Origin of the sequence: Bacillus sp. FSL R5-0286, from assembly GCF_038593245.1 — a bacterium.
Classification (GTDB): domain Bacteria; phylum Bacillota; class Bacilli; order Bacillales; family Bacillaceae; genus Bacillus; species Bacillus altitudinis.
This window is the reverse complement of record NZ_CP151977.1, coordinates 2846515-2873138: the sequence shown is the minus strand read 5'-3', so window position 1 is coordinate 2873138 and position 26624 is coordinate 2846515. Positions and strand designations below refer to the sequence as shown.

Sequence of the window (26624 nt, the reverse complement as noted above, 5' to 3'; positions counted from 1 at the left end):
GAAGTAAACGAGCAAAAGGGGGAAGAGCGGAACATGTCGTTCATCATATTCTTTCTACTGTATTTTCCTGAAGATAAAAGGGAGTATATCCCTGCGGCAATCACGACGGTGCTTTTCTTTGCTGCTGCATTTATTTGCTTTCGTCTGATCGTTCGTGCTTCTAAGAAGCAGGAGCAGATCGATGAAAAAAGGACAAAAAAAATGGATTGATCATTTTCTTCTTGTATCTTCAGGAAACTTCACGGTGACTGTTGTACCAGACTGCAATGAGCTTTTGAAACGAATGGTTCCATGATGATTTTCAATGATGGAAAATGTCACTGTCAATCCAAGCCCTGTTCCTTTATTTTTCAATGTGTAATAGGGTTCACCAAGCTTTTTCATTTGACTTTCTGACATGCCTACACCGTTATCAACGAAATAAAGGCAGATTCGATGATTTTCTTTTGAAGCAAATAGTTCGATTTTACCTTCGTGTTCGGGCGCTGCTTCGATTGCATTTTTGATTAAATTAATCATGACTTGTTTGATTTTCGTTTCATCACCTTGGATGTATAAGTCTGGTTCAATCGATTGATGAATCGTGACCGACTTAAAATTCGCATAGGATGTCATCAGCGATGCACATTCTTCAAGTAATTTAGATAAATTGAGAGACTCAATTTGATAATAATTTTGTTTCGCAATATCAAGATAGCTCGTAATAATATCCTGCGCACGGTCAAGTTCAGATAAAACGAGATTTTTATAATCTTTATTGGTTGACGGCTCTTTCGTATTGTCACTTGAAAAGAGCAGTTGGATAAATCCTCTCACCACCGTCAGTGGATTGCGGACTTCATGGGCGACACTTGCTGCAAGTTCACTCACAATCGTCAGTTTCTCTGATTGGACAAGCTGTGTTCTCATTTGCGCATTCTCTTTCACAAACTCAATGGAATAAATACTCAGCACAAGAAAGAATATGTAGTAAAGAGTTGAGAAAAATAATTCGAGCAACTTTTGTTGCATAATGAATGCAGGGCTGTACTCTATTAAGCTGACCACAAGCAGTCCAATGTAAATAAACATCCCTTTTGATAACGCAATCATGACTCCGTATAACAGTTTTCTCTGCTTAGAATATTGGCGCCATTTCCGGTAAAGCAGGAAAGGAATGAAAAAGTAAATCGGTACAACAATCAATCCAACCCATAAAAAAGAGCCATACATCACGAACTTTACGGTTGAACTAACCAAGATAGCGACGATTCCGGCGGTATATCCCCCGTATAAAATAGCCAGTACAAGGGGAATCGATTGAAGCCCAGTCTGCAAATCTAAAATCGAACCAACTGGATACATAATACATAGTGCTGATGAAATGGATGCAAATATGGTGATGAGTAGTTTATTCGTTTTAGGGAAATGAGCAGGGGTCCGGCTTAGCCATAGTGCATGATATAAAAAGATTGGAAATAGAATAAAAGATACATGGAGCAGAAAATCCTTGAACATTTCCATTTAAATGCTCTCCTCGTAAATAATTGTAATTCCTCTCATTATATCATTTCATGTACAAAGTAGATATGATAATAGGAGGGTTTTTTTCTTTAAAAAGAACACCCGCTAGGATGTTCTTTTGATAGAAATGGTTTTATTCGGATGATAGAGTGAATGCTTGATGAAGGCGCTTCAGACCTTCTTTCACTGTTCCGGCAGGACAGCCTAGATTCATTCGAATAAAGCCGTCTCCTTCGTGCCCATATACGTTTCCGAGCTCTAGTATGACCTTGCCCTTTTTCAGCAGATTACGTTTTAATTCTGCTTGAGTGAGCTCATAATCACGAATATCCAGCCATAATAGATAAGAAGCATCTGGTTTCATATAACGCATGCTCGGCAGATATTCATCAATATAATCCATTGCGATCTTCATGTTATTTTCGAGATAAAGAACAAGTGAATCAAGCCACTCATCTCCGTGGCGATAGGCCGCCTCCATGGCAGGAATCGCAAAGGCATTCAGTTTAGACAATCCATTTCTTTGCAATTCATTGGTGAAAAGGGTTCTTTTTTCTTCATCAGAAATGATAATGGCAGATGCCTGAAGACCAGCTAAATTAAATGTTTTACTCGGTGCAATACACGTTACCGTGATGTTAGCTATCTCATCAGAAAGGCTGGCAAAAGGCACATGCGGCTGCCCGTAAAGCATCAGATCGGAATGAATTTCATCTGACACGACGGTGACACCGTACTGTACACATAGATCTCCTACACGCTTTAATTCCTCTTTTGACCAAGCTCTCCCTGAAGGATTATGCGGATGACAAAGAAACATCAGCTTTGCTTCTGGTCTGCTTAATTTCTTCTCTAAATCATCAAAATCCATCATGTAGCGGTTGTTTTCTATTTTTAAAGGATTGGTTGAGACGATACGTCCATTTCTTTCAATCATTTGATAGAAGGGCGTATACACCGGTGACTGAATGACCACTTCATCATTCGGAGCTGTAAAGGCTTGTACCGCAAAACTAAGTGCTGTCACGATACCTGGTGTGAAGGTGACGGCATCTGTTTGTATCGTCCAACCGTGTCTTCTTTTGACCCAGTCAGCTACTGCTTGCTGCGTATCCTGATCCTGAAATGCATAGCCGAATACGCCGTGATCTAATCGTTCTTTTAAAGCATCGAGCACGACTTGGGGCGCTTTGAAATCCATATCTGCTACCCACATTGGCAGCGCATCTGTTGTCAGGAACAAAGACTCTGCTTGATCCCATTTGACTGATTTTGAACCTTTACGTATGATCTGTTCGTCGAAATTCATGAAACCCACCTCTAGCCGTTTTTCAACCATTCTTGGTTGTGCTAAAATAAACATCACAAAATTTATTATAAGCGGTGATCCCCATGAAAGATAGTCAAGCTGTAGAAGAGATGATTCAAATCATTAAGGCATGGGACCCTTTTCAGTATGGAGAGGACTTTTACGAAACGGAGCCTGCTGACGTCATCAGTGCCTTATACGACGCAGAAGACCCGTTATCTTTCGCGAAAGACATTCAAGCCATTTACCATCACTCATTTGATCAGCTTCTTCCGATGGAAAGCTGCCAGCATATCGCAAATCAGCTTTTAGCCATAAGAGAAAGTAGCTCCTGCTCGTTTTAAGACAGGCTGAAATGACCAATTTGATCAGACACAAAGACCGGATTTTCCTCAGGGATGAGGTGCCCGGTTTTTTTTAATGCGTGTAAGGTTGAATGCGGCAGATCCTTGTGCAGTCTTTCGCCAATTTGAATAGGAACGATCCGGTCTTCCTCCCCCCAAATCAGCAGGACAGGTGTCTCCATTTTCTTTAAGACATCTGACGCTAAATCGCCTTCCCTGTGCCGAATCAAACGAAAAATACCTCTGAAAATTTGGTCATCTGAAAAAGGCTTTAAATATCCGTCCACCATCTCTTGATCAATAATCGAATGATCATGCACAACAGCGGTTAAATTTTTCATAATACCTTGCTTGAACAACTTTCTTTTTAAATAGAGATAAAAATAAGGAATATAAGTGCTGTAAACAAGCGACTTTTTGGACTTATTCATATACCCTGAACTGCATAAAAGAACGGCTTTTTCAAATAGGTCGGGACGCTCAGATGCAGCATATAAAGCAATTTGTCCCCCCATGGAATGCCCCACGAGGATCGCATGCTGAATCTGCAAATAACCAGCTAGTTCAATGATGATTTTTGCCATGTTCCGATAGCTGTAAATGAACGTATTCGATTTTTCGGACTGCCCGAATGGAGGCAGATCAATCGCAATTAAATTGAAGTCTTGTTTCAGAAGCGGGATGAGCTTTCGATAGCTGAAGGTAGATGAGAAAAGGCCGTGAATCAAAATCAATGTCTTCTTACCTTCATTTGGATAGTGTTCGTAATAGATATCTAAACCGAATTTACTTTTCATATAGGATGGCTGTACAATGTCCACACTCATCAACTCCGATATTTGATACTCACTCTCTGTTAGGTGACTGTATTGTACCCTAAAAAGTGGATTTTAAGCTACGATTAGAATCTTTTCCCTGCTTAGCATAATGGGAAAAACGTGCTATAATGTTCAGAAGATTTTTTAAAACTAGCTTTTTACAATCAGAGGTGTGAAATCGATGAAACTAACCGAAAAAGAAACTGAAATATTAGAGATTTTAGATGAAAACAGCCGCGCCGATTTAAATACAATTGCAAAAATGGCAGGTGTGACATCAGAAGAAGCAGAAGCCATTATTCAAAAGCTCGAAGATCAAAAAGTCATTATTGATTATTCGACCATGATTGACTGGCGAAAAGTAGACGGACACGAAGGCGTTACAGCGATGATTGATGTGAAAGTGACCCCAAAAAGAGGCGTCGGTTTTGATGAAATTGCTGAACGCATTTACAGGTTCCAAGAAGTGGAGTCCGTGTATTTAATGTCAGGCGTGTATGATTTATCTGTTGTGATCAGAGGAAGATCCATGTCTGATATCGCCCGCTTCGTATCTGAAAAATTATCGACACTTGATTCTGTTGTTTCAACCACTACCCACTTTATTTTGAAAAGATATAAGCATGATGGGAAAGTCTTTGAAACAGGGGACGATGACAAAAGAATCGTGGTGTCTCCTTAAATGAAAAAGTCTTATTTATCTGAAACGGTACAAAGCATTCAGCCGTCAGGTATTCGGAAATTCTTTGATTTGGCAGCCACAATGGAAGGGGTTATCTCCCTCGGGGTCGGCGAACCGGATTTCGTGACAGCTTGGAATGTGAGAGAAGCCAGTATTATGTCTTTAGAACAAGGACTGACCTCTTATACAGCAAATGCTGGGCTGCTCTCTTTGCGAAAAGAATTGAGCCACTATCTATATAAGCGGTTTCACATTGAGTACAGTCCTGAAGAAGAACTCATTATTACCGTTGGTGGTAGCCAGGCGCTTGATTTGGCCTTTCGCGCCATTTTAAACAGCGGGGACGAAGTGATCATCCCAGAGCCTTGTTTCGTCGCATATGGGGCTCTTACGACACTTGCGGGCGGTGTACCGGTTTATTTAAGTACATCGGCTGAAAAAGATTTTAAAGCCGATTCTGCTGATCTTCGTACGAAGCTGACGCCGAAAACAAAAGCCATCTTGCTATGCTCTCCATCAAACCCAACAGGGTCTGTTTACTCGAAAGAAGAGCTTGAAGATATTGCTCAGTTTGCAAAGGAGCATGATCTTTTAATTATCACGGATGAGATTTATGCAGAGCTGACGTACGATGAAGCTTTTACGAGCGTAGCGGCGATTCAAGATATGAAGGAAAGAACGATTTTGATTTCAGGCTTTTCCAAAGGGTTCGCTATGACGGGGTGGCGCTTAGGCTATGTGGCAGCACCGCCAGTCCTCCGTGATGCCATGCTGAAAATACATCAATATTCTATGATGTGTGCTCCAGCTATGGCACAATATGCCGCAGAAGAAGCATTAAAAAATGGACTTGAAGATGTGGAGAAAATGAAGAAAAGCTACAGAAGGCGCCGTAATTTGTTTGTCGGCTCTCTCAATGAACTTGGACTCACTTGCCACCAGCCAAACGGAGCGTTTTACGCTTTCCCGTCCATTAAAAGCACAGGCATGACTTCAGAACAATTTGCTGAGGAGCTGCTGCTTAGCGAGAAAGTAGCGGTTGTCCCTGGAAATGTATTCGGTCCAAGTGGTGAAGGACATATTCGTTGTTCATATGCGTCGTCACTCGATCACTTGCAAGAATCACTTTCAAGAATCCAGCGTTTTTTACAGAATAGACAAGTGAAAGAAGAAGCACCTGCTATCTTAAAATAAAAAAAGGCATCAATCCATCTGGACTCATGCCTCTCAAATTAGGGGGGAATACTAGAAAGCATTCTTGTTTTCAGGTATTCCCCCTTTTAAACTGATCTAAACCCAATTAAAAAATATTTTGCGTAAAAGACCGTTCTGTGATATAGTTTTTAATTGCGTATAAACGAATATTAAAACATTTATTTAGGAGTTGTTATCATGGCGACAAAGTTTGAAGTAGGCAGTGTTTACACTGGTAAAGTAACAGGATTACAAGCGTATGGTGCGTTTGTTGCATTAGATGAAGAAACTCAAGGACTTGTGCATATTTCTGAAGTAACACATGGCTTTGTAAAAGACATCAACGAGCACCTTTCAATTGGTGACGAAGTACAAGTAAAAGTTCTTTCTGTTGATGAAAATGCTGGTAAAATTAGCCTTTCTATCCGTGCAACGCAAGAAGCACCTGAAAGAAAAGAAAGCAAACCAAAGAAACAAAGACCACAGCAAGTGAAAGAAGAAGCTGCTGCACCACAAGGTTTCAATACACTGAAAGATAAACTTGAAGAGTGGATTGAGCAATCAAACCGTAAAGACCTTATCAAGAAATAAAAAAAGCACCGCTTCAAACGGTGCCTTAGGCTGCCTCATAGGCAGTCTTTTTTTATGTCTTTTTCATTAGCGGACCTCTGGATTTGGCTCGTCACGGCGGACAGCTTCTTCACTAGGTTTGAACAACAGACCAAGATTGACAAGACCTGCAATTCCAACAAGACCATAAATAATACGTGATAATGCAGCACCTTGACCGCCAAAGATCGCTGCTACTAAGTCAAATTGAAAAAAGCCGATTAGTCCCCAGTTAATAGCACCGATAATCGTGAGCACGAGGGCAATACGCTGAATAGCACTCATCGTGATTCCTCCTTTCGCTACAGTATCAATACATTTATATTTTGCAGATTTTTAGCCAAACTATGCGTAAGAAAATGGATGAAAGCAAATTACTTTACTTTTGGAATGAAAGAAGCGCATAATGTAGCGCGAGGAGGAGATCACATGGATCGATTTACTTATTGGAACCCAACGAAATTAATTTTTGGAAAGGGAGAAGTATCAGCCCTTTCAGATGAACTAAAACACTACGGAAAAAACGTATTGCTTGTATATGGTGGAGGCAGCATTAAACGAAATGGCCTTTATGACCAAGTTGTCAGCATCTTAAAAGAATCAGGAGCTGCAATCACTGAGCTTGCTGGTGTTGAGCCAAACCCGCGCTTAACAACGGTCAGAAAAGGGGTTGAGCTTTGCAAAGAGAACCAAATTGATTTTATTTTGGCAGTCGGCGGCGGTAGTGTCATTGACGCAACCAAAGCGATCGCAGCTGGTGCGAAATACGATGGAGATGCTTGGGATATCGTCACTCGTAAGCATGTCCCAATGGAAGCCATCCCATTTGGTACAGTATTAACACTTGCCGCGACAGGTTCTGAAATGAACTCTGGTTCCGTCATCACAAACTGGGAAACAAATGAGAAATACGGATGGGGCAGTCCAGCTGTCTTCCCTAAATTCTCTATTCTTGACCCAGTCAATACATTTACTGTGCCAAAAAACCATACGATTTATGGCATGGTCGACATGATGTCTCACGTATTTGAACAATATTTCCATCACACGGAGAATACACCTTACCAAGATCGTATGTGTGAAGGACTTCTTCGTACGGTCATCGAAACAGCACCGAAGCTGATCAATGATTTGGAAAACTATGAGCTTCGTGAAACGATTTTATTCACAGGCACCATTGCACTGAATGGAATGCTTTCAATGGGCGCACGCGGAGACTGGGCATCTCACAATATTGAGCATGCGGTATCCGCGGTGTATGACATCCCTCATGCAGGCGGACTTGCGATCTTGTTCCCGAACTGGATGAAGCATGTCATTCAAGAAAACCCAGGTCGCTTCAAGCAATTAGCAGTGCGTGTATTCGATGTAGATCCTGCGGGCAAAACAGACGAAGAAGTTGGCTTAGAAGGAATCGAAAAACTTTCTGCTTTCTGGACAAGTCTAGGCGCACCAAACCGTTTAGCTGACTATGACATCAACGATGAGAAAATTGATCTGATTGCAGACCGTGCAATGGCACGTGGTGAATTTGGTCAATTTAAAAAGCTGAACAAAGAAGATGTTCTAGCTATTTTAAACGCTTCTTTATAATCGAACATGGAAAAGATAGCTGCTTTTAAGCAGTTATCTTTTTTGAGTTCTGCATGTACATATGTTACAGTAATCTTTCATGTTTTTGGATATAAATGTTTTAGGGAGATGTAGAACAGATGGAAAACTTTATTTACTATAATCCAACGAAATTGATGTTTGGAAAAGGACAACTAGACGGACTAAAAAGCGAACTCGCTCGTTATGGAAAGCGAGTGCTTCTTGTATATGGTGGAGGCAGTATTAAGAAAAATGGTCTTTATGATAAGGTTATCAGCGCTTTAAATGAAGCAGAGGCTGACGTATTTGAACTGTCAGGAGTCGAACCGAACCCTCGTCTCACTACAGTGCAAAAAGGGATCGACATTTGCCAAAATGAGAACATTGATTTCTTATTAGCAGTTGGTGGGGGAAGTGTCATCGACTGTACAAAAGCCATTGCAGCTGGAGCTGAATATGACGGGAATGTTTGGGATATTATTTCAAAGAAAACGACCGCTCAAAAAGCACTGCCATTTGGCACAGTATTGACACTTGCAGCGACAGGCTCAGAAATGAACCCGGATTCTGTGATCACGAACTGGGAAACAAATGAAAAGTACGTGTGGGGCAGTTCAGTCACGCACCCTGCTTTTTCAATTTTAGATCCTGAGCACACATATTCTGTGCCAGAGAATCAAACGGTGTATGGCATGGTTGATATGATGAGCCATGTGTTTGAACAATACTTCCATAATGTCAAAAACACGCCTCTACAAGATCGGATGTGTTTTGCTGTTCTTCAAACAGTAATTGAGACAGCACCAAAACTACTTGAAGACTTACAAAACTATGAGCACCGTGAAACCATCCTTTATGCAGGAACAATTGCTTTAAATGGCACGCTGCAAATGGGCTATTTTGGCGACTGGGCATCACATACGATTGAGCATGCAGTATCAGCAGTCTATGACATTCCGCATGCAGGTGGACTTGCGATCCTCTTCCCAAACTGGATGCGTCATACACTTGATCACAATGTCGAACGTTTTAAAAACCTCATGTTGAACATGTTTGACATTGAGACAGAAGGAAAATCGGATCGTGACATCGCATTAGAAGGAATCGACAAGCTATCAGCCTTCTGGACAAGCCTCGGTGCACCGAGCCGTTTAGCGGATTATGATATTGGTGAAGATCAACTGGACAAAATTGCTGACATCGCAGCAAAAGAAATGGAATATGGTGGTTTTGGTAACTTTATGAAACTTGGCCGTGATGACATTTTAGCGATTTTGAAAGCTTCTCTATAATTTGGATGGCCGCTTCTCTTCATGAGGAGCGGCTTTTTGCTGCACCAATGACGATCACTTGATTTCAATAGCTAGTTCCGCTAAAGTGAAAGGGACAGAACTAACGTAATGGAGGGCTTACAAGCGATGACACATATTCAATTTGACTACTCGAAAGCGTTACCTTTCTTTCAAGAACATGAGCTTACATATTTAAAAGATTTTGTGAAGGTGGCCCATCATAATATTCATGAACAAACGGGTACTGGCAGTGATTATTTAGGCTGGGTTGACTTACCGAAGCAATATGATCGCGAAGAATTTGCCCGCATTAAAAAAAGTGCAGAAAAGATTAAATCTGATTCTGATGTATTACTCGTTGTTGGAATTGGTGGTTCTTATCTTGGCGCACGTGCGGCCATTGAGTTTTTAAACCATTCTTTCTATAATAGTTTGCCAAAAGGCAAACGCAAAACACCGCAAATCATTTTTATTGGAAACAACATCAGTTCTTCTTATTTAACAGATGTAATGGATCTGCTAGAAGATGCCGATTTCTCCATTAACGTGATTTCAAAATCTGGTACAACTACAGAGCCAGCCATTGCGTTCCGTATCTTTAAAAAGCTCCTTATCGAAAAATATGGTGCTGAAGATGCGAAAAAACGCATCTATGCGACAACTGACAAGGCACGCGGGGCACTCAAAACATTAGCAACTGAAGAAGGCTATGAATCATTTATCATCCCTGATGACGTCGGTGGACGCTATTCCGTCTTAACAGCAGTTGGTCTATTGCCAATCGCTGTAAGCGGTGCAGACATTGATCAAATGATGGAAGGTGCTGCGAAAGCAAGTGAAGACTTCGCTTCATCTGAGCTCTCAGAAAATGCGGCTTACCAATATGCGGTTGTCCGTAATGTTCTTTACAATAAAGGACGGACAATTGAAATGCTGATTAACTATGAGCCAGGCTTACAGTACTTTGCGGAGTGGTGGAAGCAGTTATTCGGCGAAAGTGAAGGGAAAGATGAAAAAGGAATCTATCCTTCATCTGCGAACTTCTCAACGGATCTTCATTCACTTGGTCAATATGTACAAGAAGGAAGAAGAGACTTGTTTGAAACCATCGTGAATGTAGACAAGCCACGACATGAACTTGTCATCGAAGCAGAAGAACAAGACCTTGATGGGTTAAACTATCTTGCAGGAAAAACGGTTGATTTCGTCAATAAAAAAGCATTTGAAGGCACAATGCTTGCTCATACGGATGGAAAAGTACCGAACCTGATTGTGACAATTCCTGAAATGGATGCTTATACATTCGGATATCTCGTGTACTTCTTCGAAAAAGCTTGTGCGATGTCTGGGTATTTACTAGGCGTCAATCCATTCGACCAGCCTGGAGTAGAAGCGTATAAAGTGAACATGTTTGCTTTATTAGGAAAACCGGGCTTCGAAGAGAAAAAGGCAGAACTTGAGAGCCGTCTCAAACAATCATAAGAATAAAAGGCACATCTTTTCATAAGATGTGCCTCAGATTGTTGACAAAGGGCTAAAATGAACTGTATTTTAGCCCTTTGTCTTCTTTTTAGCGTGATAGAAAACCTTTGAAGTCTAGGAAGGACGAGTACTGGAGCGGAGCGAATTTGACATTCGTGAGCACCAGTGCGCAGGACTGACAACGAATGCGAGGGTTTGTCTACACGCTAAGGCACATCTTTTCATAAGGTGTGCCTTTTTTTATGTTCTCATGGTGTCAGTGCAAGCCTCCCTAAGCTCTGTACATAGAATAATCAATGGAGGAGGTTGATGAAGCGATGAGAACAAATCATATTTATATCCATGACATTTCCGGGCAGGCCATCGTTAACTTTGGGAATATTGGACGAATTTGTCCAATGAGTGCTACGAAAGAAACATCAGGAGCGGGCAGTGCGAACGAGACAAATGCATCATCCAGCCAGACCTTATTTGATGCTGCTTTTACAAACAATGTGCAAATCACGAAAGGCAAATGTATGAATTCCTCTCTTTAACGAACCCTATACAAAAAGGAGGGTTCTGTATGATTCATGTACCATCTAGGCTAACTGGTGAAAGCTTTTCACTGTACCATTTAGAAGAAAACATGAAGCCGCTCGGATATGTCATTAATGGGAATTGGGATTATGATCATGGATATTTTGATTATAAAATTGACAACCGTGACGGCTATACCTTTCTCAGAGTTCCGTTTACAGCCGAGAAAGGACAGCTGGATCAGCCAGGCGTTGTGGTGAAAATGGGACATCCATTTCTCTTAAAGCATGTCTATCAAGATAAATTAGATGACCATGCGATGGTTGGAAATGTAGGGGCATCTTTTAACCAATTCCAAGAACCGAAAGAGAAAGACGGAGATGTGTCAAAGGCTTATGCCGAAATTGGCTTTTCACTCGTCAAAGAATTAGAAGATGTACTGCTTTAAAAGCTGATCAGCTCATCCTCTGGATGAAGCTCATATCCAAAAGGAGGATTCATCATGGGTCCTTCTTTTTTTTGTACGCCTACAATGATCACATGATGCTCTAAAAAGTGATGAAGTGCCGTTAAGAATGTCTCTCCAGCTAATGAAGCTGGTACTGGAATGATAGTGATCTGTTTATGGAGGGTCATGTTTCTTTTTATTTTTAACGCCATGAGCTGTTCTTTTAAAAGAAAATGCTCCACCATTAAATGATTCACGGCATCAGAAGTATGGATGACTTGATTGGCGCCAGCCCGCTCAGCATTTTTCACATAGCGATCGGTTAAAATTTCAATTAAACAATATAACGAAGGATTTAATCCTTTTGCCGCAAGCAAGGTTAAGACACTCTGCATATCAGCCGTCACTTCATTTTCATGCTGGTCGGCGGTAATCATCAATGTATCAGCACTCATAATATTTGCTCTGCGAAGTGTGGCATCCTCTGTACCATGGCCTTTAATAAAATGGACATTCTCTAAAAGAGGTCCTTCCTTTAAGGAATCATCAATGAGTACAATCGGCATGGCGGGATCAATGGTTTGAAACGATTGAAGCAGTTTGTTCGTTTTCTCATTCCAGCCGACAATGATGAGATGTCCCTTCCCCTTGAAAGCCACCTTCCCCTCTACATAATGGTGCTGTTTGCTAAATACAGCGGCAGCAAGCGTGGCAAAATATGCAGTGACAAAGCTTGCTCCGATCAGAATCAGCGCCATACCTGCGATTTGTCCGGGCATGGTTTGCGGCACAAAATCACCATAGCCGACCGTCGCGACTGTAATGAGAGCCCACCAGATCCCATCAAAGATCGTATGATACTGCTTTGGTTCAAGCAAGACAATTAATTGTCCAAAAAAAAGAAGCAAGAAACAGATGATGATCGCAATGCGAACATAAAGAGGCCATCTTAGCCAGGCAATGAAGATACGGTTTGATTTCATCGAACTCGTCCTTTCAGGGAGACTGCTAATATCAGTATGCCCGATTAGGAAACAATTTTTCATCATCGTCATGTATTGAAACAGAACCCATATCTTAAAATAAGAGAGAAGAAGGAGGGAATGCGAATGTCGTTTGTTCAAAAGACCGTACTTCTTTTTATCGGCGCACACTTTTTATCATCTGCGGTGATTTTACTCGTGTTTGATTTAAATGCGGTGAACCATTTTATGAATGATTTTTCGTGGCTTCGTTTTTTTCAAGACCTATATGGAACGGTGACATTTTATACAGCATGCATCGGAATGTTCTTCTTTTTCATTGGTGTAGTGATTCCCCTTAAAAAGACCTAGTGCTTTTTGCTGTACACGTTACATAAAAGTCATTAAAATTGTAAATAAATATATAAAATAAAAAGGAAGCTGATGAGCATGCTGTTTTTTTATTTTTTAACATTTGCCGCATTGGGATTGTCTTTTTGGGCACAATTTAAAGTGAAGAATAATTTTGAAAAGTATTCAAAGGTTGAAGCTGCCAGTATGAAAACAGGTGCTGAAACCGCTCGATATATTTTAGATCGCAACGGGTTATACGATGTACCCGTTGAACCGGTAAGAGGAACTTTGACTGATCATTACGACCCGACGCAGCGTGTGGTTCGTTTATCTGAACCAGTGTATTATGGCCATTCCATTTCGGCCATTTCAGTCGCATCACACGAGGTTGGACATGCCTTGCAGCATCAGGAATCCTATGGTGCGCTTGTCTTGAGACATAAGATCTTCCCTGTCGTGAACTTTGCATCTGGTGTTGCCCCGCTTCTTTTCCTAGGTGGATTATTGCTCGGCAGCCTTAACTTAATCGGGCTTGGGATCGTTCTGTTCTCAGCTGCTGTGTTCTTTCAGCTAGTGACATTGCCTGTTGAGTTTAACGCAAGTTCTCGTGCAAAGAATATCATTGTTTCAGAAGGAATCATTAGAAGCAGTGAAGAAAGAGGCGTGAACAAGGTGTTAAATGCCGCAGCTCTTACGTACGTAGCAGCGGCCCTTGTCTCCCTGTTTGAATTGCTCCGTTTTGTAATGATCTTCCTAAATGGCCGTAATGATTAATTGACGCCAGAGGAGGTGAGCCCTTACCCGTGTTAGGTAAGGGTTTTTTTTGTATATTTTAAACGTATTTTTAGTCCTATTACTCATTGCTGCGACAGCATTTTTTGTTGTCACTGAATTTGCGATTGTGAAAATTAGAGGCTCAAAAATCAATCAGCTGATTGAAAGCGGTGATAAGAGAGCCATTCATGTTCAAAAACTGACAACCAACCTTGATGAATATTTATCTGCCTGTCAGCTTGGCATTACCATCACGGCATTAGGCTTAGGGTGGTTAGGAGAGCCGACAGTGGAACATTTCCTGCATCCGCTTTTTGAAAAGGCAGGGCTTCATTCCGCTTTGACAGACATCATATCGTTTATCATTGCCTTTGTGATCATTACGTTTTTGCATGTTGTCGTTGGGGAACTTGCTCCCAAAACGATTGCCATTCAAAAGGCAGAAGCCGTCAGTCTTGTGACGGCAAAACCTCTTATTTTTTTCTATAAAGTCATGTACCCGTTTATTAAAGCATTAAATGGGGCTGCACGAGGCATTGTGAAATTATTTGGTTTTCATTCTGTCAAAGAACATGAAGTGGCGATCAGTGAGGAAGAATTGCGTCTCATCCTGTCTGAAAGCTACGAAAAGGGCGAGATCAACCAATCTGAATACAAATATGTCAATAAAATATTTGAATTTGATAACCGAGTGGCGAGAGAGATCATGATCCCGCGCACAGAAATCTCTGCCATTGAAATTGAACAGAGCCTGGAAGACGTGACGCATTATATGCTGAACGAAAGGTATACACGTTATCCTGTCATTAAAGAAGACAAAGATCATGTCATTGGTGTGATCAATAGCAAAGACGTATTTAAAGCAAGTTTTCTCAACCAAGAGGTGTCCATTGAAGACTTAATGCGCCCTGTCATTCGTGTCATTGAAAGTACACCGATTCAAGAACTGTTGATTTTGATGCAAAAGGAACGGATTCATATGTCGGTGCTTGTAGATGAATACGGCGGAACAGCAGGTCTCGTCACAGTTGAAGACATATTAGAAGAAATTGTGGGCGAGATTCGAGATGAATATGATCAAGATGAAACCCCGCATATTGTGAAAAAAGGTGACTTCCACTATGTCATGGATGGGAAAGCTTTGATCGATGAAGTAAATGATTTATTGGATTTAGCGATTGAAAATGATGATGTTGATACAATTGCCGGCTGGATGATGACGCATAAAATTGATTTTGACATTGGAGATATCATTGAAGCAGAAGGCTGTGAATTTAAAATTGTCGATGCAGAAGATCATCATATTCGAACCATAGAAGTAAAAAAGGTTCACTTTTCCTAAAAACCTCGGAGCTATTGACGAGGTTTTTTTGCTTGGTAAACTTTAGGTAAGAAGATTTGTTTCTGCCAACCGGCAGTGATTGGTTTCACATAAAAAGGGTATGGTTTTATAGACATGATCAAAAGGAGCCAGTGAAATGAAAAAAATCAACGTACAAACAGACAAACACGATGACATGATAGACATTACCCATGAAGTTCAGCAATATGTCCGGGAAACTGGGATTCAAAACGGAACGGTTATGGTCTATTGTCCACATACGACGGCTGGAATCACCATTAATGAAAATGCCGACCCAGACGTCAAACGAGATATGCTGCGCCGGCTTGACGAAGTCTTTCCGTGGGAACATTCAAAAGATCGTCATATGGAAGGCAATACAGCAGCGCATATGAAAGCTAGTTATATGGGAGCATCTCAGCACGTTCTTGTCCATCATGGTGATCTTGTGCTTGGAACGTGGCAGGGAATCTATTTTTGTGAGTTTGACGGACCGAGACATCGTCACTTTTATGTACAGGTGTCATCTAACGAGTAAGGGCGGGGGAGAAGATGGGAGAATTCACAGCGTTACTTCAAATTGAACATGGCATCATTCAAGCACCAATGGCAGGAGGAGCGGTGACGCCGCAGCTTGTCGCCGCTGTTTCACAATATGGGGGTCTCGGTAGCTTAGCAAGTGGTTATGTACAGCCTGAAAAGATGAGGCAGCAAATCAGACAGGTCAAACAGCTGACATCTCGTCAATTTCAAGTGAATGTGTTTGTCCCTGAACCCATTTCAGAAACGAAAACAGAAGATGTATCATTTTGGACAGATCGGCTGCCTGTCATACCAGAAGCACAGATAATCCCTAGCGAAGAAGAATTATGGAAGGACTATGAACAAAAAATCAACATTCTTCAAGAAGAAGAAGTCCCAGCTGTGTCGTTTACATTTGCCTGTCCAAACGAACAAACCATTCATCACCTGAAACAAAATGGGATCTTTCTCATCGGAACAGCTACAACAAAAAAAGAAGCACTGCTTTTAGAAGAAAAAGGAATGGATGCCATTGTTCTGCAAGGAAGCGAAGCAGGAGGGCATCGAGGCACCTTTTTACCTTCAAAGGGAGATGCTCTGCAGGGACTTTTCTGCCTGATCAGTGATGTCAGGTCTGTCTGTCATATCCCATTGATTGCCGCTGGAGGTATCACAGACAGGACCACTATGAAAGCTGCACTAGCACTTGGAGCAGATGCGGTTCAAATAGGGACACGATTTTTAGCGAGTCAAGAAAGTGCTGCGGCAGATGTGTACAAAAAGGCGCTGTTACAGGCAGAAGGCAGTGAAACAGCGATGACACGGCTTTTCTCTGGAAAAAAAGCCAGAGGTATTGTCAATCAGTGGATGGAGGAAGAAAGACGAAATGAAGACCGGGTTCTTCCCTATCCTATACAGCATGTATGGACAACACCGATGCGAAAAGCGGCAGCTGCTGCAGGAAACCCAGAACAAATGGCTCTTTGGGCAGGTCAGGGGGTTGGCCGTATTCATTCCATTTTAACCGTTGAAGAGATCATGCATGAACTCACGCAGATATAATTTGATGATGGGTGGTGTGACAGGATGGAAATCTTAAAACATTCATATCGGAAAAAAGGACAAATTGAATTTCTATTTGATGATTTTCCGCACTCCCCTGCCGTCCTTACCCCCATTCGTCATTACTATTTCGTTCGTTATGTGAAATGGAATCAGCACGACCCTCCAGTCACAAGAAACGATCTAGAAGAAATGGAAATCCTAGCAAACGCAATGCTTGGCACGCTCCATGATTACCGAAAACGCAAGGCATACAAAGGCCCCTTGTCATAACCTATAGACAAGAGGCCTTTTTTAACTGCCAAACATTTGCCTCAGATAAATAACATCCATCCTAGTAGTCTGCGGCAGTAAATAAGCGGACTGAACCGCCCCTGGCCGTCTTCTGGCATTTAATTTATTGATAATCTCTGCAGCTGTTAAGATCCCAAGCCCATGCCCATAATATTGATCTTCCCCTAAGTAAATCACATTTTCTCCGCGCCATTGAGACTGTTGATAGCTAAACTCTGGATTCTCGAAATATAGGCAATCCCCATAAATAAAATCATTTCCGCGCTCTGTATAAATGGACAATGTATCATAGTGCCAGTCATACAGGGTTAAACTTCTAAGTCTTCGATTGAACTTCTCGTCTCCTACCGTTTGCAAGACTCCCATATAAAACACAATGACAATCGCTGTGGCACATTCAAAGGCATATTTTGAGCCATTTTCAAAGATGTCTTTAATCCCCGTAGATGGCTCGACTTGATAGCGCAGTTCTAACGCTCCGGCCTCTGATACACGCCAATAGGCGTCATTCGCACGGGACCTTTGAAAGATAGCAAATGAGGCACCGCTCTTATTCAAATCTCTTGCTGCATTCATGATATTCGATCTTAAAGTCACCTCAAATAACAAATCAGATGCCTGCCTATAACGGAACGTATCATTTGAGGCTTGTAACTGCATCAAAATGATCCGCTTTTGTCCTTCTAGCTGAAACGATGCCAGCTGCTCATTTGTCACTGGCTGTCCTGAAAGGATAATCATATGAAAAGCGCCCCCTTTTGTATTAGCGTATGCGGGATGCTTGGGCAAGGAATCAATTTGTGGAAATAAACAAAAAGACATCCTTTTTATTTGAAAAACATGAAAATAATATGAAGCTGTCCGATATAAAACATAACGTTTAAAAGGAGGAAAAACATGAAAAGTATCATAAAATGGTTGAAAAAACCATCGATTTCTAAAAGGCTGATTATTTCATTCACACTTGTTCTCGTCTTGCCTATCATTACACTCAGTACGATTTCTTATCAGATTGCCAAAGAAGAATTAGATCATGAAATCATGTACGGAGCAAACGCAAGAGTCAATGAGCTGAATGACATGATCGAGCAAAAGCTTTTGAATAAGGAGAACGCAGTCAAACTGTTTACCGAAACATCCAGTGCTGCAGACTTTAAAAAGAAAAACCAGGACGAACTGTATGAGCATTTTGAGATATACAGTAAAATCAATGAAGACGATGTGGTTGGGTTTTATGCAGCAAGTAAAAATCGTGACTTTATTCAGTTCCCTAAAGTAGACATGCCAAAAGGCTATGATCCAACAACTCGTGATTGGTATAAAGCGGCGATGCAGGACGAAAAAGGTGAACCTGTGGTCACCAATCCATACATCTCTGCCACAACAAACGGCATGGTTGTCACAATCGCTCAGCGTCTGAAGGACGGATCGGGAGCCATTGGGATTGATATTGATGTTCAGGATATCGTCGATAAAATCAAAGATATTAAAATTGGACGAGAAGGATATCCAATTATTGCGAATAAAAATAAACAGATTGTCGCTCATCCAGAAGAAAAATCAGGATCTGCAGTGACTGAAAATATTTCATCAATCCTTTACAGCAGCAAAGAAGGAACATCAACTTATGAGAATAAAGGAGAGCAAAAACGTCTCGTTTTTGTAACAAATGATTTAACAGGTTGGAAAATTGCTGGAACGATGTTTGTATCAGAAACAGAAGAAGCAGCACAGCCAGTTTGGAATTCTGCCATTATTCTTTTAATTTCTTCTTTTATCCTTGGCGGTATTGCGATCTTCTTTATCGTTCGCTCCATCACAATTGGACTTAGAAGGCTTGTTGATTTCTCAGAAAAGGTGAGTGAAGGGGATCTAACGGAAACCCTCGAAACCAAATCGAAGGATGAAATAGGAGACCTCACAAGAAGCTTTAGTAAGATGAGTGAATCTTTGCGTGAAGTTATCCGAGCGGTCCAGCAATCTGTCGACAATGTAGCTTCAGCTTCAGAAGAGCTGACTGCTAGTGCCAGCCAAACAAGTCAGGCGACAGAGCATATCACCATGTCGATTGAACAATTCTCAAATGGGAATGAAGCACAAAATGAGAAAGTCGAATCTAGCACGAATCAGCTTGTCGCAATGAATGAAGGATTACAAGGTATGTCACAAACTTCATCAGAAGTGACTGCTGTCTCCATTCAATCGACAGAAGCGGCTGGACAAGGCGGACGTATCGTTGAAAGCACAGCGAATCAAATGAAACATATCGATACATCTGTACAAGAAGCCGAACAAGTCATGAAAGAATTAGAATACAAATCTAAAGATATTACGAGCATTTTAAATGTCATTAATGGCATCGCAGATCAAACGAATTTACTTGCACTCAATGCAGCCATAGAAGCAGCAAGAGCAGGTGAATCAGGGCGCGGTTTCTCTGTCGTAGCAGAGGAAGTCAGAAAACTAGCAGTCCAATCTGCAGATTCAGCGAAAGAAATTGAAAAGCTGATCCAAGAAATTGTGTTGGAAATTTCCAAATCTCAAGAGATGTTCAAAGCTGTCAACCGAGAAGTAAATGCAGGACTTGGGATGACAGAAGAAGCAAAAGAAAGCTTCCAAAACATCTATGAGGCGGCAGAAGGTATGTCGAAAAAGCTCACTCAATTAAATGATACAGCGGTTGACCTATCAAGCGGGTCAAAACTTGTATCACAAGCCATGCAAGAGATGCGTCAAGTTTCAAGAGAAAGTGCGGCGAACATTCAAGATATTGCGGCATCTGCTGAAGAACAATTGGCATCTATGGAAGAAATTTCGTCCTCTTCTGTCACACTTGCCAATATGGCTGAGGAACTAAAAGAGCTGACAAGTCAATTTAAAATTGATTAAAAAACGATGAAAAAATATCCAGAATTGTCTGGGTATTTTTTTTATTTTTAAACGTCATTTCCAGCCCTCTAAAAATAAACCTTTCATCCGATAATAACTTTAGAGAAGTAAAGGGGGAAAGAGAAAATGGGAAAAATGATCCAATGGTTCAAAAAACCATCCATTTCTAAAAAATTAGTTATTGCCTTTTTGGTAGTCCTCATACTGCCAACAGTTGCACTGACCATTAGTGCGTTTTTCACATCAAAGACAGAGTTAGACAAACAGATTATGGGCAGTGCGATGAGTCAGGTCAATGCATTTGATACCTTAATCGATGAGAATATTGGGAACAAGGCAGAGGCTGTGACCCTGTTTACAGATGATCTCAAGGCGGCTAATCTTCAAGAAAAAAATAGAAAAGCCACCATTAAAGAATTGCAGCAATATGGAAAAATTAATGAAAAAGATGTCTCGGCCATTTATGCAGGTTCAGAAAAGGGTTTGTTCATGCAATACCCAGTTCAAAAAATGCCTGATGGCTATGACCCGAGAGAGCGTCCATGGTATCAAGAGGCCATGAGTGCTGATGGTAAACAAGTCATCACGAAGCCATATGTCGCAGCATCTACAGGTAAAATGGTCATCACCATTGCCCAAAAAACGAAAGATGGCTCAGGGGTGATTGGTCTTGATATGGAAATTGACAGCCTCATTCAAAAGCTAAAAGAAATCAAAATAGGTCAAAAAGGATATGCTTTCATCATGGAGAAGGATAAAACCGTGTTAGCAGATCCAACCCAAAAGCCAGGAAGCAAAGTCAATGAGAATTTGGCGAACATTATTTTTAAAAACAAACAAGGAAACGGCAGCTATACACTCAATGGAACAGATAAAAAGGTAGCTTATGTCACCAATGAACTAACCGGCTGGAAAATCGGCGGCACGATGCTCGTATCAGAAGTAGAGGATGCAGCTAAACCCGTTTTCAATACAGCCATTATTGTGTTCAGTGTGACACTGATCGTAGCAGGAACCCTCATCTTCTTTATTGTCCGCTCTATTTCAAATAGATTATCCAATCTGGCCCGTTTCTCGAAAAAGGTCAGCGATGGTGATTTACGTGATAAACTTCAGATTCAATCAGATGATGAAATAGGACAAGTTGGTAAAGGCTTTAATACGATGATTGACTCATTAAGATCCCTCATTGGTGCCGTCCAAACCTCCGTTGAAAATGTCGCTTCTTCATCAGAAGAACTGACCGCAAGCGCAGGACAAACAAGTAAAGCAACAGAGCATATTACATTAGCCATTGAACAATTCTCTACTGGTAACGAAAGCCAGAATGATAAAGTGGAATCAAGCTCAGAAGAGTTAGAAGAAATGAACAGAGGCCTTCAGCACATGAATGAGTCGGCTGAATCGATTACCGCTTCATCCATCAAATCAACAGAGATTGCAGGAGAAGGCGGACAGCTAGTAGAAAAAACCGCTTCTCAAATGAACGTGATTGATCAATCAGTGAAAAAAGCAGAGAATGTCATCAGTGCGCTAGAAAGCAAATCAAAAGATATCACCCAGATTCTTGGTGTCATTAATGGCATCGCAGATCAAACGAATTTACTTGCGCTGAATGCAGCGATTGAGGCAGCAAGAGCTGGAGAATCTGGTCGAGGTTTCTCCGTTGTAGCAGAAGAAGTAAGAAAACTTGCTGTTCAATCTGCCAACTCAGCGAAAGAAATTGAAAACTTAATCAAAGAAATCGTTCAAGATATTGATGTATCACAAGAAGTATTCACAGCAGTAAATCAAGAAGTTCAATCAGGCTTAAGCTTTACTGAACAAACGAAAGTCAGCTTCCACAATATTTTCGACATGACCAAAGAAATCTCAGATCAGCTCCAAACAATGAATCGAACAGTTGTCCAGTTGTCAAAAGGATCTGCACATGTTTCTGAGGCTGTCCGTGAGATTGCAGACGTATCACGTGAAAGCTCCGCCAATATCCAAGACATTGCCGCTTCAGCTGAAGAACAGCTGGCATCAATGGAAGAGATCAGCTCATCCTCTGCCACCCTTTCTTCAATGGCAGAAGAATTACGTGATTTGATTAGCAAATTTAAAGTCGAATAAACCAAATGAAAAGAACCTCCAGCTAGGGGGTTCTTTTTTTGAAGTGAATAAATCGAAAGGAATAGGTAAATATGCTTATTTTGGTGGTTTTTTGAACATTACACCTTGAAAAATAATCCGTATTACCTAAGAATAGAGGGGGATGATCCCAAATCATAAACCAAAAGGAGTAGAGTCATGAAAAAAATCAACTTTTTTAAGCACTTTACGATGTCAAAGAAATTAATTACTGCATTCTTAGCGATTCTCCTAGTGCCCATTCTTGTGTTGGCCGCATTTTCCTATGAAGTGGCGTCTAAGTCTCTCAATGATGAGATTATGTCTAGCGCTGCAAATGGTGTGAATCAATTAAATGAACTGATCAATAAAGATGTACAGCCTAAAATTGATATTGTTTCTTATTTATCTAAATCGGTGAAAAAAAAGGAACTGGCCTCTAAAAATAAGGATTTACTTAAGGTGAAATTAGAGCAACTATCGGAAACAGACGACGATGTCGTAGAAGTATTTGTTGCAGATCAGAATGGTAAACTAACTGAATATTCCGAGATTCATAAAGGCAGTGCCAAAAGCGCAAAAAATGAACCATGGTTTCAACAATCAATGGGAGATGACAAACTCATCATTTCAGATCCTTTTACAGACAAGTCATCAGATGACCTGCTCATCACAATATCAGAACAGTTAGCAGATGGTTCTGGTGTTATCGGCATAAATGTACGATTGAACACAATTGTGAAAGATACAAACAGCATCAAAATTGGTCAAGAAGGTTATGCGTTTGTCGCTACCTCAGACCAACGTTACATTGCTCATAAAACGGAAAAGGCCGGGACGAAACTGACAGGCGATTTCATCGAAAAAATGTATCACAATAAAAAAGGCAGTTTCGAATATGAATTCAACGGACAGCCGAAGCAAATGTTTTATGACACAAATGAAGCGACAGGCTGGAAGCTCGCGGGAACAATGTATGTTAACGAAGTGAAAGAAGCTGCACAGCCAGTGCTTGACTTAACCATGATCATCCTAGCTGCTGCGATTGTCATCGGTGGAATCGCGATTTATTTTATTATTAAATCAATCCGAAAACCACTCATAGAGCTCTCTGAATCGGCTGAGAAAATCAGTCAGGGGGATCTTACCCAGCATATTGAGGTGCGCACACATGATGAAATCGGCAAACTTGCACAGAGCTTTAACGATATGTCGGCAAAGCTGAAACAAGTCATTCAAGCCGTCCAGAATTCAATTGAAAATGTTGCTGCCTCATCTGAAGAATTAACGGCTAGCGCAGGACAGACAGCCCAAGCAACTGAGCATATTACCTCATCTATTGAACAGTTCTCAAACAGCAATGAACATCAAAATGAGATGATTGAAAAAAGCTCTGTCCAGCTAAACGACATGGATCGCAGTTTATCACATATGGTCAACACGACTTCTCACATGATGGAATCATCTATCGAGTCTAGCAAAACCGCTCAGGCTGGTGGAGAGCTCGTTCAAAAAACAGCAGGTCAAATGCAAACGATTGAACAAGCAGTGAAAGAAGCAGAGCTTGTAATTGCAGGGCTAGAACAGAAATCTAAGGACATTACAAGCATTCTTGGAGTCATCAACGGCATTGCAGATCAGACGAACCTCCTCGCTTTAAATGCAGCGATAGAAGCCGCGCGTGCAGGTGAGGCAGGAAGAGGCTTCTCTGTGGTCGCAGAAGAAGTCCGCAAGCTGGCAGAGCAATCAGGCAGCTCTTCAAAAGAAATTGAAAGCCTAACGAACGAAATTGTAGATGAAATTGAAAAGTCGCAGAAGATGTTTAGACAAGTAGCAGGTGAAGTTCAATCTGGATTAAACATTACAGATGAAACGAAAGTGAGTTTTGAGAAAATCACCCATAAGACATCAGAAATGACAGAACAAATGAAACAAATGAACGGATCAGCCCAAGAACTTTCTCATGGCTCAAACGATATTTCACAAGCAGTCAATCAAATCAAAGAGCTTTCACGTGAAAGTTCCGCAGGTTTCCAAGATATTGCAGCTTCAGCAGAAGAACAGCTGGCATCAATGGAAGAGATCAGCTCATCTTCCGCCACTTTATCTCAAATGGCAGAAGAACTGAGAGAGCTCATCAAACAATTTAAAATATAAGAGTCATAGTAGAACCCCTGACGTTCTGACGTCAGGGGTTTCAGCGTATAGACAAACCCTCGCATTCGGTGTCAGTCCTGCGTGCTGGTGCTCACGAATTCAAATTCGCTCCGCGCCAGTACTCGTCCTTCCTAGGGCTGCAAAGGTTTTCTATCACGCTGAAAAGAAGACAAAGGGCTAAAATAAAGTTCATTTTAGCCCTTTGTCAATAATCTGGAACACCTGACGTTTTGACGTCAGGTGTTTTTCCGTTATTTGCACATAATTTGGGTATTTTGGACTTATCTAGACTTTAATAAGTTAAAAAAGTAAAGAACCTAGTAGTACTTCCGATATATATACTATCTTACTAAAAGGAGTTTTCTTTTTTATGAATTTCATACAGTATTTCAAAAAACCATCGATATCAAAAAAGCTCGTTTTCTCTTTCTTATTTATTCTTTTATGCCCAATTATCGTATTGGCATTCTCTTCATATCATACGGCGAGCACCTCTTTAAATGATCAAATCATGCAAAGTGCAAAGGAAAATGTAGAACAGCTGGACAAAAACATTACGAAGGTTGTAAAAGTAAAAACAGACGCAGCCGATTTCTTTAGCAAATGGATTACGGAGAAAAAGCTGGGGCAAAAAGGAACGACTGATATTCAAGGACGCTTTGAGCAGTTCATGAGCATGAATGATGACACAGAAGGCATCTTTGTTGCTTCAAGTGATGGAAAAGTGTTCTCAAGATATCCTAATCAAAAAATGCCTGCTGATTATGTCGCAACTGAGCGGGATTGGTACAAAGATGGCTGGGCGAAAAACGGTGAGCTGTCTGTTTCCGCTCCATATCCAACCGCATCAACTGGTACGCTTGTTGTGACGATTTCTAAAAAACTAGAGGATGGTTCTGGTGTTATTGCGATGAACCTGGACATTGCAAATCTAGTAAAAGAGTCTAATAGTATCAATATTGGTAAAGAAGGTCATGCTTTTATCGGAAGCCCAGATCGAACATACGTGGCACATCCAACGAAAAAAGCAGGAACAAAATTAACAGGTGATTGGGTAGACAAGCTTTATACACAAGACAAAGGTTCAATGAGTTATATGTTTGAAGGAAAAGAAAAGCAAATGGAGTTCACAACAAACAAAGCGACTGGTTGGAAAATTGCCGGTACAATGTTTGTCAATGAAGTAGAAGAAGCGGCGCAGCCAGTCTTCAACATGGCGGCCATTATATTAGCTGGTGCGCTCATCATTGGCGGTATTCTCATCTTCTTTATCATCCGTTCTATTACAAAACCACTTTCCATGCTTGTCTCCTCTTCTAAGAAGATTAGCGAAGGAGATTTAACAGAAAAAATTGATGTTAAATCAAATGATGAAATTGGTCAGCTCGGTACAAGTTTTAATGAAATGAGTGAGTCACTCAGAGACGTCATCCAAGCTGTACAGACATCTGTTGAGAACGTGGCGTCATCGTCGGAAGAACTGACGGCAAGTGCAGGTCAAACGACAAAAGCAACCGAACATATTACATCATCCATTGAAACATTCTCGAACGGAAACGAAAATCAAAGTGAAATGGTGGAACAAAGCGCAGCCCACTTGAAACAAATGAACGAAGGGCTAAATGAAGTTGCACAAACATCTGATGTCATTACAGAATCATCGGTTCAATCAAAAACAGTCGCAGAAACAGGTGGACAGCTTGTTGAACAGACAGTTGGCCAAATGAAAACGATTGATCATTCAGTGAAAGAAGCTGAAAGTGTGATTAACGGATTAGAGCATAAATCAAAAGATATCACCAACATTTTAGGTGTGATTAACGGTATAGCAGATCAAACGAATTTACTGGCACTGAATGCAGCCATTGAAGCAGCACGTGCGGGTGAGTCAGGCAGAGGCTTCTCGGTTGTAGCAGAAGAAGTCCGTAAGCTGGCGGTTCAATCATCAGATTCTGCAAAAGAGATTGAAAAACTCGTCAAAGAAATTGTCTCTGAAATAGAAACGTCTCAAAATATGTTCAAATCTGTGAATGAAGAAGTAAAAAATGGTCTATCAATTACAGACCAAACAAAAGAAAGCTTCTCACAAATCAATCAGCAAACGGCAGAAATTGCGACAAGAATCAATGAAATGAATACGACAGTTCGTGAGCTTTCAAAAGGATCTGAGCAAATTTCTAAAGCAGTGAATGAAATTGCAGATGTATCGAGAGAGAGTTCAGCAAGTATTCAAGATATCGCGGCATCAGCAGAAGAACAGCTGGCATCAATGGAAGAGATTAGTTCTTCTTCGACGACGCTTTCCCAAATGGCGGAAGAATTGCGTGACTTAATTAAAAAATTCAAGATCAGTGAATAATGGA

At 41.0% G+C, this 26624-nt stretch carries 26 protein-coding genes; 20 read left to right on the top strand and 6 right to left on the bottom strand.

What is annotated here, in order from left to right:
* Nucleotides 1–33 precede the first annotated feature (33 nt).
* Entirely contained in the window at nucleotides 34–210 is a 177-nt protein-coding gene (locus NST24_RS14895) for a hypothetical protein (protein ID WP_008345810.1), read from the top strand.
* On the opposite strand, the gene NST24_RS14890 is transcribed toward NST24_RS14895, so the two are convergent.
* Together NST24_RS14890 and NST24_RS14885 are read right to left on the bottom strand one after the other, a co-directional pair.
* Nucleotides 211–1503 (bottom strand): HAMP domain-containing sensor histidine kinase, encoded by a 1293-nt coding sequence (locus NST24_RS14890; RefSeq protein WP_024719721.1) that lies wholly within the window; start codon nucleotides 1501–1503, stop codon nucleotides 211–213.
* Nucleotides 1504–1636: 133 nt separating this feature from the next.
* On the bottom strand, nucleotides 1637–2812 hold the full coding sequence (locus NST24_RS14885) for a MalY/PatB family protein (RefSeq protein ID WP_178929933.1): 1176 nt from the start codon (nucleotides 2810–2812) through the stop codon (nucleotides 1637–1639).
* An 83-nt stretch (nucleotides 2813–2895) separates the two neighbouring features.
* On the opposite strand from NST24_RS14885, the gene NST24_RS14880 reads away from it, so the two are divergent.
* The gene (locus tag NST24_RS14880) at nucleotides 2896–3156 is read left to right on the top strand and encodes a YugE family protein (RefSeq protein WP_243824468.1); all 261 of its coding nucleotides are present in this window, start codon (nucleotides 2896–2898) and stop codon (nucleotides 3154–3156) included.
* Here the strand turns inward: NST24_RS14880 and NST24_RS14875 are convergent.
* Nucleotides 3153–3977 (bottom strand): alpha/beta hydrolase, encoded by an 825-nt coding sequence (locus tag NST24_RS14875; RefSeq protein ID WP_017367944.1) that lies wholly within the window; start codon nucleotides 3975–3977, stop codon nucleotides 3153–3155. The genes NST24_RS14880 and NST24_RS14875 overlap by 4 nt on opposite strands.
* Nucleotides 3978–4155: 178 nt before the next feature.
* Between NST24_RS14875 and NST24_RS14870 the strand changes: the two genes are divergently transcribed.
* The 3 genes from NST24_RS14870 to yugI all read left to right on the top strand — a co-directional run bounded on the left by NST24_RS14870 (nucleotide 4156) and on the right by yugI (nucleotide 6441).
* On the top strand, nucleotides 4156–4656 hold the full coding sequence (locus NST24_RS14870; protein WP_007500517.1) for an Lrp/AsnC family transcriptional regulator: 501 nt from the start codon (nucleotides 4156–4158) through the stop codon (nucleotides 4654–4656).
* Nucleotides 4657–5850, top strand: coding sequence for an aminotransferase (locus tag NST24_RS14865; protein ID WP_017358961.1), 1194 nt, complete (start codon nucleotides 4657–4659; stop codon nucleotides 5848–5850). It abuts the gene before it with no gap.
* Nucleotides 5851–6048: 198 nt separating this feature from the next.
* Nucleotides 6049–6441 (top strand): S1 domain-containing post-transcriptional regulator GSP13, encoded by a 393-nt coding sequence (yugI, locus tag NST24_RS14860; RefSeq protein ID WP_008345795.1) that lies wholly within the window; start codon nucleotides 6049–6051, stop codon nucleotides 6439–6441.
* Nucleotides 6442–6507: 66 nt separating this feature from the next.
* On the opposite strand, the gene NST24_RS14855 is transcribed toward yugI, so the two are convergent.
* Nucleotides 6508–6744: a DUF378 domain-containing protein gene (locus tag NST24_RS14855; protein ID WP_008345792.1), complete on the bottom strand. Its 237-nt coding sequence runs from the start codon at nucleotides 6742–6744 to the stop codon at nucleotides 6508–6510.
* A 144-nt stretch (nucleotides 6745–6888) separates the two neighbouring features.
* Here NST24_RS14855 and NST24_RS14850 point away from each other — a divergent pair, with 144 nt between their 5' ends.
* The 5 genes from NST24_RS14850 to NST24_RS14830 all read left to right on the top strand — a co-directional run bounded on the left by NST24_RS14850 (nucleotide 6889) and on the right by NST24_RS14830 (nucleotide 11793).
* Nucleotides 6889–8052, top strand: coding sequence for an iron-containing alcohol dehydrogenase (locus NST24_RS14850; RefSeq protein WP_017358962.1), 1164 nt, complete (start codon nucleotides 6889–6891; stop codon nucleotides 8050–8052).
* A gap of 119 nt (nucleotides 8053–8171) precedes the next feature.
* Nucleotides 8172–9344 (top strand): iron-containing alcohol dehydrogenase, encoded by a 1173-nt coding sequence (locus NST24_RS14845; protein ID WP_008345787.1) that lies wholly within the window; start codon nucleotides 8172–8174, stop codon nucleotides 9342–9344.
* Between the two features lie 126 nt (nucleotides 9345–9470).
* Nucleotides 9471–10826, top strand: coding sequence for a glucose-6-phosphate isomerase (locus NST24_RS14840; protein ID WP_342461930.1), 1356 nt, complete (start codon nucleotides 9471–9473; stop codon nucleotides 10824–10826).
* 317 nt (nucleotides 10827–11143) lie between these two features.
* The gene (locus tag NST24_RS14835) at nucleotides 11144–11362 is read left to right on the top strand and encodes a spore germination protein (RefSeq protein WP_342461929.1); all 219 of its coding nucleotides are present in this window, start codon (nucleotides 11144–11146) and stop codon (nucleotides 11360–11362) included.
* A gap of 29 nt (nucleotides 11363–11391) precedes the next feature.
* Entirely contained in the window at nucleotides 11392–11793 is a 402-nt protein-coding gene (locus NST24_RS14830; protein ID WP_024719713.1) for a YugN-like family protein, read from the top strand.
* Here the strand turns inward: NST24_RS14830 and NST24_RS14825 are convergent.
* Entirely contained in the window at nucleotides 11790–12776 is a 987-nt protein-coding gene (locus tag NST24_RS14825; RefSeq protein ID WP_212360819.1) for a potassium channel family protein, read from the bottom strand. The genes NST24_RS14830 and NST24_RS14825 overlap by 4 nt on opposite strands.
* A 126-nt stretch (nucleotides 12777–12902) precedes the next feature.
* On the opposite strand from NST24_RS14825, the gene NST24_RS14820 reads away from it, so the two are divergent.
* From NST24_RS14820 to NST24_RS14795, 6 genes are all read left to right on the top strand, one after another.
* Nucleotides 12903–13127 (top strand): hypothetical protein, encoded by a 225-nt coding sequence (locus NST24_RS14820; RefSeq protein WP_008345775.1) that lies wholly within the window; start codon nucleotides 12903–12905, stop codon nucleotides 13125–13127.
* An 81-nt stretch (nucleotides 13128–13208) separates the two neighbouring features.
* The gene (locus NST24_RS14815; RefSeq protein WP_024719711.1) at nucleotides 13209–13883 is read left to right on the top strand and encodes a zinc metallopeptidase; all 675 of its coding nucleotides are present in this window, start codon (nucleotides 13209–13211) and stop codon (nucleotides 13881–13883) included.
* A gap of 49 nt (nucleotides 13884–13932) precedes the next feature.
* Entirely contained in the window at nucleotides 13933–15225 is a 1293-nt protein-coding gene (locus NST24_RS14810) for a hemolysin family protein (RefSeq protein WP_024719710.1), read from the top strand.
* A gap of 136 nt (nucleotides 15226–15361) precedes the next feature.
* Nucleotides 15362–15763 (top strand): secondary thiamine-phosphate synthase enzyme YjbQ, encoded by a 402-nt coding sequence (locus NST24_RS14805; protein WP_025207889.1) that lies wholly within the window; start codon nucleotides 15362–15364, stop codon nucleotides 15761–15763.
* Nucleotides 15764–15777: 14 nt separating this feature from the next.
* Nucleotides 15778–16809 (top strand): nitronate monooxygenase, encoded by a 1032-nt coding sequence (locus NST24_RS14800; RefSeq protein WP_342461928.1) that lies wholly within the window; start codon nucleotides 15778–15780, stop codon nucleotides 16807–16809.
* 24 nt (nucleotides 16810–16833) lie between these two features.
* Nucleotides 16834–17082, top strand: coding sequence for a hypothetical protein (locus NST24_RS14795; RefSeq protein WP_041091815.1), 249 nt, complete (start codon nucleotides 16834–16836; stop codon nucleotides 17080–17082).
* Nucleotides 17083–17103: 21 nt separating this feature from the next.
* Here NST24_RS14795 and NST24_RS14790 read toward each other — a convergent pair whose 3' ends face one another.
* Nucleotides 17104–17844 carry a protein-glutamine gamma-glutamyltransferase gene (locus NST24_RS14790; RefSeq protein ID WP_342461927.1) on the bottom strand — a complete coding sequence of 247 codons (741 nt, stop codon included), beginning with the start codon at nucleotides 17842–17844 and terminating at the stop codon, nucleotides 17104–17106.
* 156 nt (nucleotides 17845–18000) lie between these two features.
* Between NST24_RS14790 and NST24_RS14785 the strand changes: the two genes are divergently transcribed.
* The 4 genes from NST24_RS14785 to NST24_RS14770 all read left to right on the top strand — a co-directional run bounded on the left by NST24_RS14785 (nucleotide 18001) and on the right by NST24_RS14770 (nucleotide 26620).
* Nucleotides 18001–19992 carry a methyl-accepting chemotaxis protein gene (locus NST24_RS14785; protein WP_024719706.1) on the top strand — a complete coding sequence of 664 codons (1992 nt, stop codon included), beginning with the start codon at nucleotides 18001–18003 and terminating at the stop codon, nucleotides 19990–19992.
* Between the two features lie 126 nt (nucleotides 19993–20118).
* Entirely contained in the window at nucleotides 20119–22107 is a 1989-nt protein-coding gene (locus tag NST24_RS14780; protein ID WP_096881793.1) for a methyl-accepting chemotaxis protein, read from the top strand.
* A 177-nt stretch (nucleotides 22108–22284) separates the two neighbouring features.
* Nucleotides 22285–24261, top strand: coding sequence for a methyl-accepting chemotaxis protein (locus NST24_RS14775; RefSeq protein ID WP_007500548.1), 1977 nt, complete (start codon nucleotides 22285–22287; stop codon nucleotides 24259–24261).
* 370 nt (nucleotides 24262–24631) lie between these two features.
* Entirely contained in the window at nucleotides 24632–26620 is a 1989-nt protein-coding gene (locus tag NST24_RS14770; RefSeq protein ID WP_041507690.1) for a methyl-accepting chemotaxis protein, read from the top strand.
* Nucleotides 26621–26624: the final 4 nt, after the last annotated feature.